This window comes from Streptomyces sp. GD-15H, from assembly GCF_045291515.1.
In the GTDB taxonomy this organism is placed as follows: Bacteria; Actinomycetota; Actinomycetes; order Streptomycetales; family Streptomycetaceae; genus Streptomyces.
Genome location: NZ_CP149447.1, coordinates 3395648 through 3409268 on the forward strand (window position 1 = coordinate 3395648; position 13621 = coordinate 3409268).

A 13621-nucleotide genomic window follows, 5' to 3' on the forward strand; every position below is an offset into this window, starting at 1 on the left:
TCCGGAAGGCTACGCGGTTCAGCCCTGCTTCTTCTTCTCGGCCCCGCCGGAGGCCGCGCCGGACGACGTCGGCTTCGTGGCGTCCCCAGGTCCGGTCCGGCGGTCCGCGGACTCGTTGAAGTCGACCCGGTTCATGTGGCGGTTCATCGACTTCATCAGGCCCCAGACCGCCAGGGCCATCACCGCGAAGACGATGAAGCCGAGAACACCGGGAGTGACCTTGTCCTTGTCGACTTCGGCGAGGGTGACCAGGTGGCTCATTGCCAGGCTTGCGCTAACGCTCATATCAGGCATTGTCCCGGATGCCCGCGAAGAGGTCGTCCTCGGGGAGGGAGGTATCGACGAGCGACTTCGCGAGCTCGTACTCCTCGGTGGGCCAGACCTCCTTCTGGATCTCCATCGGCACCCGGAACCAGCCGCCGTCGGGGTCGATCTGTGTGGCGTGCGCGATCAGGGCCTTGTCACGGATCTCGAAGAAGTCCCCGCACGGGACGTGCGTGGTGAGCGTGCGCTCCTTGCGCTCGGACTCCGCCCAGCGCTTGAGCCAGTCCCCGTACGGCGACTCCAGGCCGCGGTCCAGCAGCGCCTGGTGCAGCGCCTCGGTGCGGGGGCGGTTGAAACCCTGGTTGTAGTAGACCTTCAGCGGCTGGTGGGCCGGGCCGAACTCGCTCTCCGGGTACTTCCCGGTGTCCACCGCGCCTTCGAAGGCCACCATCGTGATCTTGTGGGTCATGATGTGGTCGGGGTGCGGGTAGCCGCCGTTCTCGTCGTAGGTGGTGATCACCTGGGGACGGAACGCGCGGATCTTCCGCACCAGCTCACCGGCCGCCTTGTCGACGTCCTCCAGGGCGAAGCAGCCCTCGGGCAGCGGGGGCAGCGGGTCGCCCTCGGGCAGGCCGGAGTCGACGAAGCCGAGCCATTCCTGCTTCACGCCGAGGATCTCCCGGGCCTCGTCCATCTCCTTCCTGCGTACCTCGTGGATGTGCTCCTCGATGTACGGGTCACCCTGCAGCTTGGGGTTGAGGATGGAGCCGCGCTCCCCGCCCGTGCAGGTCACGACCAGCACGTCCACCCCCTCGGACACGTACTTCGCCATGGTGGCCGCGCCCTTGCTCGACTCGTCGTCGGGGTGGGCGTGCACGGCCATCAGTCGCAACTGGTCAGTCAAGACTCATTCCTCAAGTCGATAGGCACCCGGTGCGCCCGGCGCGGCCCCACTGGCCGCCGTCCCCCGCGGGACGTCGCGGTGGGGTGGCGGTCGGGCGACGGACGGAAGACTTCTATAGTGACCGAAGCCGGGGACGAATAATTCCGAAGCCCGGGACCGGGCCCCGCCCGGGGCGGACGTCCCCCCTTTCCGCCGAGGAGACGATCATGAGTACGGCGAGCACGCGACCGCCCGAGGGCCGTTACGGCCGTACCTCGGACGAACGTCGCGACCGCACCCTCAAGATCGTCGGCACGGGCCTGGCCGTGCTCATGCTGGCCCTGATCGGCTGGTTCGGCTACCACTACGTCGCGGGGAACCAGATCAGCGGCGAGATGATCGGCTTCGACACCTCGAAGGACACCGTGCGGGTGCGCCTGGAGGTCCACAAGGACGCGGGCGTGGACGGCTACTGCACGGTACGGTCCCAGACCGTGGACGGCGCCGAGGTGGGCCGCGCCGACTTCCGCTTCGACGGGGACGGCACGCGTTTCGACAAGGTCGTCACGCTCCGCACCACCTCCCCGGCCGCGACGGCCGAGCTGCTCGGCTGCCACGCCGACTGACTCCGGCCGGCTCCTCCGCTTCCGGGAACCGGTGTCGCGAGCAATACAGGGCCGCTGACCTGCGGGAAACCAGTTCTGATGGCATATGTCCTCCCCCTTCGGTCGCTGAATTGTTAGGCTCGTGGTTTCGCCCATCCGTGGAGGAACATCCTTCAGGGAGGGCGTTGCTTTGTATTCCCAGTACCTACGAGGAGCACCAGTGACCCAGACCAGCGAGAACGCCACCTGGCTGACGCAGGAGGCGTACAACAAGCTCAAGGACGAGCTTGCATACCTTACTGGTCCCGCGCGTACGGAGATCTCCGCCAAGATCGCCGCCGCGCGCGAGGAGGGCGACCTGCGGGAGAACGGCGGGTACCACGCGGCCAAGGAGGAACAGGGCAAGCAGGAACTCCGCGTGCGGCAGCTCACCCAGCTCCTCGAAAGCGCCAAGGTCGGTGAGGCGCCGGCGGCCGACGGCTCGGTGGCGCCGGGCATGGTCGTGACGATCGCCTTCGACGGCGACGAGGACGACACGCTGACCTTCCTCCTCGCCTCGCGCGAGTACGCGAGTGCGGACATCGAGACGTACTCACCGCAGTCCCCGCTGGGCGCCGGGGTGTCCGGCCACAAGGTCGGCGAGACCGTGGAGTACGAGCTGCCGAACGGCAAGACGGCGTCCGTGAAGATCCTGAATGCCGAGCCGTACAAGGGCTGACCCACAGCTCACGGCTCCAGGCCGAGACGGGCCCCCGGCGCCATGCCGGGGGCTTCGTCATGCCGTCGCCGAGCGGTACTTGCGCACGGCGAGCGTCCTGAAGATCACGATGATCAGGACGGAGTAGATCAGCGAGGCCCACACCGGGTGCTGCATGGGCCAGGCGTCCGGCACCGGATAGCCCGCCGGGAGGTTGCCGAAGAGCTGGCGGCAGGCTTGCACAGTGGCGCTGAACGGGTTCCAGTTCGCGAGGGTCTGCAGGAACGAGGGCATGTTCTCCGCAGGCACGAACGCGTTCGAGATGAACGTCAGCGGGAACAGCCAGATCAAGCCGCCGGAGGTGGCCGCCTCCGGGGTGCGGACCGACAGGCCGATCAGCGCGCCGATCCACGAGAACGCGTAGCCGAGCAGGAGCAGCAGGCCGAATCCGGCCAGCACCTTGCCGAAGTTCTCGTGCGTGCGCCAGCCCACCAGGACGGCGACGGCCGCGAGGACCAGCAGGGTGAGCGCCGTCTGCACCAGGTCGGCGAGGGTGCGGCCGGTGAGCACCGCGCCGCGGGCCATGGGCAGAGAACGGAAGCGGTCGATGAGCCCCTTGTGCATGTCCTCGGCGATGCCCGCTCCGGCTCCGGCGGTGGCGAAGGTGACGGTCTGGGCGAAGATGCCGGCCATCAGGAACTCGCGGTATCCGGAAGGGCTGAGGCCCGCACCCGGGACATTGATCGAGCCCCCGAACACATAGCTGAACAGCACTACGAACATGATCGGCTGAATCAGCCCGAAAATAAGAATTTCGGGGATCCGGGCCATCCGGATCAGGTTCCGCTTGGCGACGATCAGGGAGTCCCGGATCGACTGCGTGACGGGGTTGCCCGGTGCCGCGACCCGCACGGCGGCGGTGACGGGACTCACTTGACGGCCTCCTTCGTGTTCTCGCCGTCGTCGTCGGCCTCGGCGGCATGTCCGGTGAGGGACAGGAAGACGTCGTCGAGGGTCGGGCGGCGCAGGCCGATGTCGTCGATCTCGATGCCGCGGACGTCGAGTTCGCGGATGACCTCGGCGAGGAGCTTGGCACCGCCGGTGACGGGCACGGTGAGTTTGCGCATGTGGTCCTCGACCTTGACGTCGCCCTTGCCGAAGCCGTTGAGGACTTCCGAGGCGGTCTGGATGTGTTCGCGCTGGTGCACCACGACCTCGACGCGTTCACCGCCGGTGCGGGCCTTGAGCTGGTCGGAGGTGCCCTGGGCGATGACCCGGCCGTGGTCGACCACCGCGATGTCGTGCGCGAGGTGGTCGGCCTCCTCCAGGTACTGGGTGGTCAGCAGCAGTGTCGTACCGCCGGAGACGAGTTGCTTGATCACGTCCCACAACTGCTGGCGGTTGCGCGGATCGAGGCCGGCGGTCGGCTCGTCCATGAACATCACGGGCGGTGAGACGACGAGGGCCGCCGCGAGGTCGAGCCGGCGGCGCATGCCTCCGGAGTAGGTCTTCGCGGTGCGGTCGGCGGCGTCCGCGAGGTGGAACTGCTCCAGCAGTTCGTCCGCGCGTGCCTTCGCCGCCTTCGCCCTCATCTGGTAGAGCTGCCCGACCATCTGCAGGTTCTCGCGGCCGGTCAGATATTCGTCGACCGCCGCGAACTGGCCGGACAGGCCGATGGAACGGCGCACGGCGTCGGGGTGCTTGAGCACGTCGATACCGGCGACGACCGCCTTGCCGCGGTCGGGCCGCAGCAGGGTGGTCAGGCAGCGGACGGAGGTGGTCTTGCCCGCGCCGTTCGGCCCGAGCAGGCCCAGGACGGTGCTCTCGGGGACGTCGAGGTCGACGCCGTCCAGTGCCTTTACGTCTCCGAAGGCCTTCACCAGACCTTCGGCATAGATGGCGCCTGGCATATGAGTCTCCACGTCATCGGGGATTCTTCCGAAAAGCCTATGGATGCACGTTTTGCTCCGAACGCACCCTGCCGATCATGCCGCACCTGGACCGGGGCCGGGGATGAGGTCGCACGAGACACATCATAACGCGATATGTCGCGTCTCTCGATGTATTTCCACGAACGAGTGACGAGGGGTCATGTCAGGTCAGTGCATGACCCTGTAGCCCGCGTCCCGCAGGGCCTGCTCGACCTCGGCGCAGTGCTCCGGGCCCTTCGTCTCCAGGTGCACTTCGACCTCCACCTCCGTGAGCCCGAGCCGCGGATCAGTCCGCACATGGCTCACGTCGAGGACGTTGGCGTCCACCACCGACAACGCCCCGAGAAGCGACGCGAGAGCGCCCGGCCGGTCCGCCAGCCGCAGCCGAACGGCCAGGTAGCGGCCCTGCGCCGCCATGCCGTGCCGCAGCACCCGCTCCATCAGCACCGGGTCGACGTTGCCACCCGACAGCACGGCGACGACCGGGCCGTCGAACGCGTCGGGGCGGCTCAGCAGCGCCGCGACCGGGCTCGCCCCGGCCGGCTCGACGACCAGCTTGGCCCGCTCCAGGCACAGCAGCAGGGCGGCGGACAGCTCGCCCTCGGTGACCGTGCGGACCTCGTCCACCAGGTGCCCGACGATCCCGAACGGCACGTCGCCGGGCCGCCCCACCTTGATGCCGTCGGCCATCGTCGCCGGATTGCGCACCGACACCGGATACCCGGCCGCCAGCGAGGGCGGATACGCCGCCGCGCCCGCCGCCTGCACCCCGATGATCCGTACGTCCGGCCGCAGCGCCTTCACCGCGACGGCGATCCCGGCGATCAGCCCGCCGCCGCCCATGCCGACGACGATCGTGCGCACCTCGGGGCACTGCTCCAGGATCTCCAGGCCCACGGTGCCCTGACCCGCGATGACGTCGGGGTGGTCGAAGGGGTGGATCAGCACGGCGCCCGTCTCGGCCGCGTACTCCTCGGCGGCGGCCAGCGCCTCGTCGACCACCTGCCCGTACAGGCGCACCTCGGCGCCGTATTCCCGGGTGGCGCTGATCTTGGGCAGCGGGGCGCCCTTCGGCATGAACACCGTCGACCGCACCCCGAGCAGCGAGGACGCGAGCGCGACGCCCTGCGCGTGATTGCCGGCGCTCGCGGCGACCACCCCGGCGGCGCGCTGCTCGGGCAGCAGCCCGGCGATCCGGACGTACGCGCCACGCAGCTTGAACGAACCCGTCCGCTGGAGGTTCTCGCACTTGAGGTGCACCGGTGTGCCCACCGTCCGGGACAGGTGCCTGCTGCTCTCCATCGCGGTCACTCTCGCCACACCCGCGAGCATTTTCCGGGCGCCGCGCACATCGTCGGGCGTGACGGTGCGCAAGGAGTCAGCCGTGCCGTAGCTCATGACTCCAGCATCGCAGTCCACGGCCGACGGAGAGCACGGTGACAAATCCACGGATGCGGCTTTGCGCAGCGCCGGTACGACCGGCCCCCCAGCCGCGTACTCTGTCCCCCAATGAGCAGCCCTCCACGAAGTGAGCCTCCGGCCATGCCCACTACACCTGACATGTCGATGGACATGACGACCGTCGGTGACACCGGTCTTCTCGACACGCTGCAACACGAGGTGGCGCTGTTCGCCCGGCGCGCCGAACAGACCCGGCTCGGCGGCGTCGGCCAGGTACGCAACTCCATGGACCGCGCCGCCTATCTGCTGCTCAACCGCCTCGACAACGAAGGCCCGATGGGTGTCAAGGCGCTCGCCGCCAGCATGGGCATCGACTCGTCGACCGTCACCCGGCAGGTGGCCCCGCTGGTCGACACCGGACTTGTCAAGCGCACCTCGCACCCCGAGGACGGCCGGGCGGTCGTGCTCCAGCTTTCTCCGCGCGGGAAGTCGCGCCTGGAGGAAGTGCGGTCCTCACGGCGCCAGTTGATGGCTGACCTGACCCGCGACTGGGCGCCGGAGGAGCGCGAGGTGTTCTGCGCGCTCCTCACGCGCTTCAACGGCGCGCTCTCCGCGCGGATGTCGGTTCAGGGTGCACCGGGGCCGGAGGGCGGCCGGTCGGAGTCCTGATCCAGAAAAAGGCCCGGGGCCGGGCAGTCGGTGCGCTGAGCCGTGCGCGGCTCTTGACCCCGGGGAGGCCCTGCCCTCAGATGAGATCGGGTCCCGTCGCACGCGCCCGCCGAAGGCCGTACGCGGCCGGGACCGGCTCTGGCAGGGTCGTGCGGGAGGCGCGGTTGCTACAAGGGCATGCGTCCCGGGAGGCCCGCCGGGCCCGCGAGTTCGAGGCGTTCGTCGCGGGCGCGGCCGGGCGGCTGCTGCACGCCGCCACCCTGCTCACGGCGGAGGCGCGGGACGACAACCTCCGCGCGCGGCGCCTGCTGACCCTGGCGCTGGCCCACACGTACGCGTGCTGGGACCGGCTGCGCGGTGACGACCCCTACGACCGGGCCCGCCGGTATCTGGCCACCCGCTTCGCCCGTACCGCCTGGCACCAGCACGGCGGCCTGCTCCGCTCCCGGCCGCACCCCGCGAGCCCTCTGGCCGGGCTCGGCCCGCAGGAGCGTCTGATCCTGGTGCTGCGGCTCTACGAGGGTGTCGCCGAGGAGCAGACGGCGGCCCTGCTCGGCCTGTCCGCGGACCGGGTCCGCGCGATCTGCGACCGCGCGACGACCGCCGTACTGCACCAGCGGCGGCGCGCGCCGGCTCCGGCGGCGCGGGGCGTCAAGGCGGTGTCGTCATGAGCCGGGACCGTGAGGCGGCCGTACGACGGCTGCTGGAGCAGGCACCACCGCCGGTGCCGCCCGAACTGCACGCGAACGCCGTGCGCCGCGGGGCCCGCATACTGCGGCGCAGGACGCTCGCCCGCCGCGTGTGGTGGCTGGTGATGCTCGCGGCGGGCCTGGCCTTCGTGATCTGGGCGCTGACCGCGCACCCCTGGGTGGAGCCGCCGTCGGAGACGACTCCACCCCTGACGGGCTGGTGAACCGGCCGGGTGCGAACCGGACCGGAGCCCCCTCGCGGCTTTACCGGCCGAGGGCCTGCTGGAGGTCTTCGAGCAGGTCGTCGATGTTCTCGATGCCCACGGAGAGGCGCACCAGGTCGCCGGGGACCTCGAGCGCGGAGCCGACCACGGACGCGTGCGTCATGCGCCCGGGGTGCTCGATCAGCGACTCGACACCGCCCAGGGACTCGCCCAGCGTGAACACCTTGGCCCGGTTGCAGACCTCGACGGCCGCCTCCTCGCCGCCCTCCACGCGGAAGGAGACCATGCCGCCGAAGGACCGCATCTGCTTGGCGGCGACCTCATGGCCGGGGTGCTCCGGCAGCCCCGGGTAGAGAACGCTCGTCACGCGCGCGTGCCGGCTGAGCATGTCGGCGACCTTGGTGGCGTTCTCGCTGTGCCGGTCCATGCGCACCGAGAGCGTCTTGGCGCCGCGCAGCACCAGCCAGGAGTCGAACGGCCCGGCGACCGCGCCCATCGCGTTCTGGTGGTAGGCCAGCTCCTCGCCGAGCTCCGCGTCGCCGGTGATCAGGGCGCCGCCGACGACGTCCGAGTGGCCGCCCATGTACTTGGTCAGGGAGTGCACGACGACGTCCGCGCCGAGCGCGATCGGCTGCTGGAGGTAGGGCGTGGCGAAGGTGTTGTCGACGACGAGGCGGGCGCCGGCGTCCTGGGCGACCTGGGCGACGGCGGCGATGTCGGTGATGCCGAGCAGCGGGTTGGAGGGGGTCTCCACCCACACGGCCTTGGTCTTCGGGGTGAGGGCGGCCCGGACGGAGGCCGGGTCGCTGGTGTCGGCCACCGACCACTCCACCCCCCAACGGGCGACGACCTTGGCGAACAGCCGGAACGTGCCGCCGTAGGCATCGTTCGGGATCACCACGTGGTCGCCGGGGCTGAGCAGCGTACGCAGCAGGCAGTCCTCGGCCGCCAGTCCGGACGCGAACGCGAGGCCGCGGCGGCCGCCCTCCAGGGCGGCGAGGTTCTCCTCCAGCGCGGTCCTGGTCGGGTTGGCGCTGCGGCTGTACTCGTAGCCGCCGCGCAGGCCGCCGACACCGTCCTGCTTGTAGGTGGACACCTGGTAGATCGGCGGGACCACCGCGCCGGTCAGGGGGTCCGCGGTGTTGCCCGCGTGGATCGCGAGCGTCTCGAAGTGTTGACTGATATGCCTGTCGCTCATGGGCACCGAGGGTAGTCCGCGCGCGGTGGATGACGCGTTAGGGAGTTTCCCACAGGTCGGGCGGCAGATCGGGCGGCAGGTTGGCCAATCGTCGGCGCGATCTGGTTCGCTGGTGGCATGGAGATTCTCTTGGTCCTGCTCGGGCTGGTCATGATCGGCTTCGTGGTGGTGCCGTTCCTCAGGCGCGCGCGCGGCGGGATCGCGCAGGTGTCGCCCGGCCATCCGGACGCGGCGGACCCGGCGGACTACGGCTTCGCCCTCGAGGAGGAGCTGGACATCCGCATGCCCGGCCCCGACCAGGACCTTCTGGATGTCCTGGACCTGGTGCAGCGCACCCAGGACTACCGCGGGGCGCAGCAGCTGCTGGCCGGTACGGACGCGAGGAGCGAGCTGCGCTGGCAGCGCGTGCAGGCCTTCGCGGGCGCCGCCTCGCTGGAGCTCGCCGCGCGGCCCGGCGGGGCCGGTGAGTCTCCGGGCGGGCAGTGGCTGCGGGTGTGGCGTGCCGAGGCGCCCAAGGACGCGGGCGGTGCGGCGGTGCACGCCGAGTTCCTGGTGCAGCAGGCGTGGCGTACGGCGACGCGGGGGACGGACGAGTTCCGGATCATCATGGAGGAGGCGAAAGCGGCGTGCGGTGAGGCGGCGCTGCTGGCCCCCGGTGACCCGGTCCCGTACATCGTCGAGCTCTCGGTGGCCCGTGGACTGGCCTACGAGCAGAAGGACTTCGAGCAGGTCTGGCTGAAGATCCTGGACCGCGCGCCGACCCACATGGGCGCGCATCTGGCCGCGCTGCACTACTGGTGCGAGAAGTGGCACGGCTCGCGGGAGCTGGCGAACTCGTTCGCGGAGGCCGCGGCGGCACGCGCACCGCAGGGTTCGCTGCTGGCCGCGATGCCGCTGTTCGCCGTGTTCGAGCATCTGCCGGAGGTGAACCTGGTCAGCGGTTTCTACCGGAGCCAGGTGGTGACCAGGGCGGTCCACGGCGCGCTGCACGCGGTGCACTCGGCCCGCCCCGACGACCCGATGGCGGCGCACGTCCGGCACCTTCTGGTGTTTTTCCTGGTCCGGGGTGAGCGCTGGGCGGAGGCCATGAACCAGCTGATACACATCGACGGCCACGTCGGCGCGCTGCCCTGGACCCTGTCCCCCGATCCCGCCGCGGAGTTCGCGGTCTACCGGGCCCTGGCGGTCGCGGGCTACGAAGCGAACGGCGGCAGCCCGGCCACACTGCCGCACTGAGGACCGTCCGCGTGGCGGCTGAGGGCTCGAGCCCGTGTCGCCCCGTATGCGGAGGGCCCGCCGGAAGGTGTGCTTCCGGCGGGCCCTCGCCCGGTGCTCAGCAGTGGGCCGGCGGGCGGCTCACTTGCCGTAGTAGGCGTGGTAGATCGAGATCGTCGACTTGTTGCCCTTCTTGTTGGCGATCTTGGCGTGGAAGGAGACCGCCTTCCCCTTGGCGGGGTTCTTGACGGTGATCCTGCCCTTCTTGACGTCGGTCTTCTTCCAGGTCTTCCCGTAGTCGTAGGAGACGTACACCGCGAGGGACTTGAGGTTCTTGCCCTTGGCGGCGCCCTCGACGGTGACCGGGAAGGTGGCCTTCTTGCCCGCTGTGACCTTGCCGTCCAGTCCGGTGACCGCGTGGAAGCGGGCCGTGGAGGCGGGCAGTCGCTTCAGGCCGGAGGTCTTCTTGGAGCGGAAGGTCCAGCTCGCGTCGATGCGGGTGGACGCGGCGGCGACCTTGGCGCTGCGCTTGACCGAGGTCGTCAGCCGGTAGGAGGCGTCGCCGGCGGGAACCGCGAACTCCTCGTCCCCGAACAGCGGGTCGTCGTGGGAGCCGGCCTTGGTGCCGTTGCGGTAGAGGCTGGTGGTGACCGAGGTGAACTGCGAGGAGCCGGGGTTGCCCTTGCCGTTGGCGAACAGCGGGACGGACCCGTAAATGCTGTTGCCGTCGCGGAAGAGGCCGAATTCCGAGGTGAGACGCGGCCCGAAGACGGCCGTGTGCACGGTCCGAGAGTACTTCTTGCCGGCCTTGAAGGCCAGTGCGTCGCCGAGGGTGTAGCCGGTCTCGACGATCGGCCAGCCTTCGGCGTCGACACCGCCCTGCTGCTCGAAGTCGAGGCCCCACTTCACCCCGCCCGTGGTGGACAGGTACAGGGTGCGGGTGCCGGGCAGGGTCTGCGGGAGGGCGACCGAGGATGCGGAGTAACTTCCCGGCAGCCAGCCGGTGGCGCTGAGCGTGCCCTTCTTGCCGCTCGCCGCGGCGCCCATGGCGACCTTCACCGTGGCCAGTTCGGTCGCCTTGTAGTGACGGGTGAAGCCGGTGGCGAGCTTCTTGACCTTGCCGCCGGCGGCGGTGCTGTACTGCGCCTTGGTGCCCTTGCTCCAGTGGGCGTCCCACTGCTGGCTCAGCGAGCCGTCGGTGATCTGCGGGCCGAGGTGGGCGGAACGGAAGTCGTCGTACGAATCCAGCCACCAGCCGAAGCCGTAGACGCCGCTCTTCGTCTCCACGGTGTAGTCGGCCGAGGCGAACTCCGACTTGGCCGCCTTGTCCGGCACGGTGATCTTCACCGGTTTGGCCTTGCGGGCGTCCAGCGTGACCGTGGTCTTCTTGGTGACGCTCAGCTTCGGCTGGGCGAGCCAGTCGGCGCCGCCGAACTTCTCCGGGTCGGAGCCGACGAACACCGCGGTGTCCACGACGTAGTCGCCCTTGGGCACCCGGACGGTGACGGTGCCGTCGGGGTCGTAGGGCATGAACCACTCGCCGGCCGCCGCGCCGGAGAGGCCGTCCAGGCTGGCGAGGTAGTCGCCGGTCGCCCTGCCGTCGCGGCCGAGGACCTTGAGCGTCACGTCGTAGGACTCGGCCTCCCGCTCCACGCCCGCGGCCGTGCGGACGGTCTGGTCGCCGCCGGTCGCGACCACGTACGCCGAGTACGCGCCGTCGGTGGTGCCGCCGAGCCGGGTGTTGACGGTGAAGTCGACGGAGGCCTTGCCGCCCGCGGGGACCGTCACCGTGGTGGCGCCCAGGGTGAAGAAGCCGGCCGGGGCCGCCTTGCCCTTGGGGTTGGTGGCGGTGGACGTCAGCTTCAGGGTGACGTCCTTGGTGCCGAGGTTGCGGTAGGCCAGCTGCTTGGTGACCGGCTTGTCGTCGGTGTGCGGCCACTGCTGGACGCCGAAGCTCACCGAGACCGGGTCGGCGATCACCGTCTGCTTGACGGCCTTGTCGACCTGGACCCGTCCGGAGCCCTGCTCGAACGGCGTGTACGCGCCGCCCTTGGTGGAGCCGGTGAGCGCGCCCTTCAGCTCCGTGTGGGTCCAGTCGGGGTGCTGCTGCTTCAGGAGCGCGGCCGCGCCCGCGACATGGGGGGTCGCCATCGACGTGCCCGAGAGGGACATGTAGCCGGCCTGCTTCGCCGACCTCCTTGGCGATGTCGTTGCCCTTCGCCGAGGCGGCCGTGATGTCGACGCCGGGCGCGGTGACGTCCGGCTTGACGGCGCCGTCGCCGATGCGGGGGCCGGTGGAGGAGAAGTCGGCGAGCTTGTCCTTGTCGTCGACGGCGCCGACCGTGAGGGCGGCATCGGCGCTGCCGGGCGAACCGATCGACTCGGGGCCGGAGTTGCCCGCGGCGATGGCGAACAGGATGCCCTTGTCCGCGGAGAGCTTGTTGACCGCCGCTTCCAGCGGGTCGATCTCCGCCGTGTCTCCGCCGCCCAGGCTCATGTCGACGACGTCGGCGCCCTGCGCGGCCGCCCACTCCATCCCTGCGAGGATGCCGGAGTCGTCGCCGAAACCGTCGTCGTCGAGGACCTTGCCGTTGAGGACCTTGGCGCCGGGCGCCACGCCCTTGTACTTGCCTCCGCCCTTTGCGCCGGTACCGGCCGCGATCGAGGCGACGTGGGTGCCGTGGCCGACCTTGTCACCGGTGTTCGGCGCGGTGGTGAAGTTCCTGGACGCCGTCACCTGGCCCTTCAGGTCCGGGTGGGTGCCGTCGACACCGGTGTCCAGGACGGCGATCTTCACGCCCTTGCCGTCGTCGCCGGCGGCCCACGCCTTGGGGGTGCCGATCTGCGCGACGGACTTGTCGAGGGCCACCTCGCGGACGCCGTCGAGCCAGACGTGGGCGATGCCGGACGCGGTCCGGTCGCCGTCGGTGACCGCCTTCCACAGGTCGGGCGTGTCCTCGTGCGGGGTCTGCACGGCGTCCGCGTTCAGGGCGCCGAGGGTCCGGCGCAGCGTGCCCGCGTCGCGGACGTCGGACTTCGCGGCGGCGGCGCGACCCTGGTACCCGACGATGACCTTCAGGCCGCGCTGCTGGGAGCGTCGGAGGGATGCCTTGCCGAGTTCGGTGACGTCGAAGAGCCGCCGGTCGAGCCTGCCGCTCGCGACCAGCCGGGCGGCGTCCGCCGGCAGTACGTGGGTGTGGCCGCCGGACCTGCTGATCTGGACGGGTATGTGTTCCCTCCCCTTGGCCCGCTCCAGGCCGACGACGCGGCCCTTGGCGTCCACGGCGACCCGGTCACCGGTGATGAGGGTGACGCGGTGCTTGGCCTTCGGCGAGGACGACGCCTTCGCCTGCGCCGCGTTCGTGTGCGCCGGCCCGGACGCCCGGGCGGCCGTACCGGCCGCGGTGCCCGTCGCCGTCCGTTCCCCGTTCGCCGACGCCGGGCCGGTCATGCCCGCCACGAGCGCCACGGCGGCTGCCGTGGCGACCGTGGCCGCGCCCGTCGCGCGCGCTCTCTTGAATTGTCTGCGCAAGGTTCCCCCTAGCGGAGTTGCCGGGCGAATTCCCCTTCACCCGGCCGGGGGTGGTCTCGTACGCGTGTGCGCACCCCCCGGGTCACGCAGTATGCCGAGGTGTGATCAAACACCTCAAGAGGCCCCGGAAAAGAACACCGAGTCGACGGGTATCTGTGACACCACCGCCGGAACTCCGTTACCTGATCGACGGGTTGAGCGCGTGTGGACGGCTGCGCGACCGTGCCGAGCGGCGGTCGCGTCCCCGGCCCCGCGCCCTCCGGTCGCGTTGTCAGCGGTCGGGGACAGCTTCGACCGGGGCCTTGGCCCAAGG

12 protein-coding genes and 1 pseudogene are annotated in these 13621 nt (G+C 70.4%); 6 read left to right on the forward strand and 7 right to left on the reverse strand.

Annotated features, from left to right (window positions below; genetic code table 11):
- Nucleotides 1-18 precede the first annotated feature (18 nt).
- Together WJ438_RS15750 and mca are read right to left on the reverse strand one after the other, a co-directional pair.
- Nucleotides 19-294 (reverse strand): hypothetical protein, encoded by a 276-nt coding sequence (locus WJ438_RS15750; RefSeq protein ID WP_406725824.1) that lies wholly within the window; start codon nucleotides 292-294, stop codon nucleotides 19-21.
- A complete protein-coding gene (mca, locus tag WJ438_RS15755; RefSeq protein ID WP_406725825.1) occupies nucleotides 287-1168 on the reverse strand; it encodes a mycothiol conjugate amidase Mca in 882 nt (293 codons plus the stop codon). Before mca ends, WJ438_RS15750 begins: the two co-directional genes overlap by 8 nt.
- Nucleotides 1169-1374: 206 nt before the next feature.
- Between mca and WJ438_RS15760 the strand changes: the two genes are divergently transcribed.
- Complete coding sequence (locus WJ438_RS15760) at nucleotides 1375-1773, forward strand: DUF4307 domain-containing protein (RefSeq protein WP_406725826.1); 399 nt, start codon at nucleotides 1375-1377, stop codon at nucleotides 1771-1773.
- Nucleotides 1774-1972: 199 nt separating this feature from the next.
- On the forward strand, nucleotides 1973-2470 hold the full coding sequence (gene greA, locus WJ438_RS15765; protein ID WP_406725827.1) for a transcription elongation factor GreA: 498 nt from the start codon (nucleotides 1973-1975) through the stop codon (nucleotides 2468-2470).
- Nucleotides 2471-2527: 57 nt separating this feature from the next.
- Here greA and WJ438_RS15770 read toward each other — a convergent pair whose 3' ends face one another.
- The 3 genes from WJ438_RS15770 to ilvA all read right to left on the reverse strand — a co-directional run bounded on the left by WJ438_RS15770 (nucleotide 2528) and on the right by ilvA (nucleotide 5778).
- Complete coding sequence (locus WJ438_RS15770; RefSeq protein WP_406725828.1) at nucleotides 2528-3382, reverse strand: ABC transporter permease; 855 nt, start codon at nucleotides 3380-3382, stop codon at nucleotides 2528-2530.
- Nucleotides 3379-4359: an ATP-binding cassette domain-containing protein gene (locus WJ438_RS15775; RefSeq protein WP_406725829.1), complete on the reverse strand. Its 981-nt coding sequence runs from the start codon at nucleotides 4357-4359 to the stop codon at nucleotides 3379-3381. The genes WJ438_RS15770 and WJ438_RS15775 overlap by 4 nt, the downstream gene beginning before the upstream one ends.
- A 189-nt stretch (nucleotides 4360-4548) precedes the next feature.
- Nucleotides 4549-5778, reverse strand: a complete 1230-nt coding sequence (gene ilvA, locus WJ438_RS15780; RefSeq protein WP_406725830.1) for a threonine ammonia-lyase — start codon at nucleotides 5776-5778, stop codon at nucleotides 4549-4551.
- A 162-nt stretch (nucleotides 5779-5940) separates the two neighbouring features.
- Here ilvA and WJ438_RS15785 point away from each other — a divergent pair, with 162 nt between their 5' ends.
- From WJ438_RS15785 to WJ438_RS15795, 3 genes are all read left to right on the forward strand, one after another.
- Nucleotides 5941-6450, forward strand: coding sequence for a MarR family winged helix-turn-helix transcriptional regulator (locus tag WJ438_RS15785; RefSeq protein WP_406729701.1), 510 nt, complete (start codon nucleotides 5941-5943; stop codon nucleotides 6448-6450).
- Between the two features lie 164 nt (nucleotides 6451-6614).
- Nucleotides 6615-7121, forward strand: a complete 507-nt coding sequence (locus WJ438_RS15790; RefSeq protein ID WP_406729702.1) for a sigma factor-like helix-turn-helix DNA-binding protein — start codon at nucleotides 6615-6617, stop codon at nucleotides 7119-7121.
- Nucleotides 7118-7363: a hypothetical protein gene (locus WJ438_RS15795; RefSeq protein WP_406725831.1), complete on the forward strand. Its 246-nt coding sequence runs from the start codon at nucleotides 7118-7120 to the stop codon at nucleotides 7361-7363. Before WJ438_RS15790 ends, WJ438_RS15795 begins: the two co-directional genes overlap by 4 nt.
- A 40-nt stretch (nucleotides 7364-7403) precedes the next feature.
- On the opposite strand, the gene WJ438_RS15800 is transcribed toward WJ438_RS15795, so the two are convergent.
- Nucleotides 7404-8561 (reverse strand): cystathionine gamma-synthase, encoded by a 1158-nt coding sequence (locus WJ438_RS15800; RefSeq protein WP_406725832.1) that lies wholly within the window; start codon nucleotides 8559-8561, stop codon nucleotides 7404-7406.
- 117 nt (nucleotides 8562-8678) lie between these two features.
- Here WJ438_RS15800 and WJ438_RS15805 point away from each other — a divergent pair, with 117 nt between their 5' ends.
- On the forward strand, nucleotides 8679-9797 hold the full coding sequence (locus WJ438_RS15805; protein ID WP_406725833.1) for a hypothetical protein: 1119 nt from the start codon (nucleotides 8679-8681) through the stop codon (nucleotides 9795-9797).
- Between the two features lie 120 nt (nucleotides 9798-9917).
- On the opposite strand, the pseudogene WJ438_RS15810 reads toward WJ438_RS15805, so the two are convergent.
- Nucleotides 9918-13227: pseudogene (locus tag WJ438_RS15810) on the reverse strand (S8 family peptidase).
- Between the last annotated feature and the right edge of the window lie 394 nt (nucleotides 13228-13621).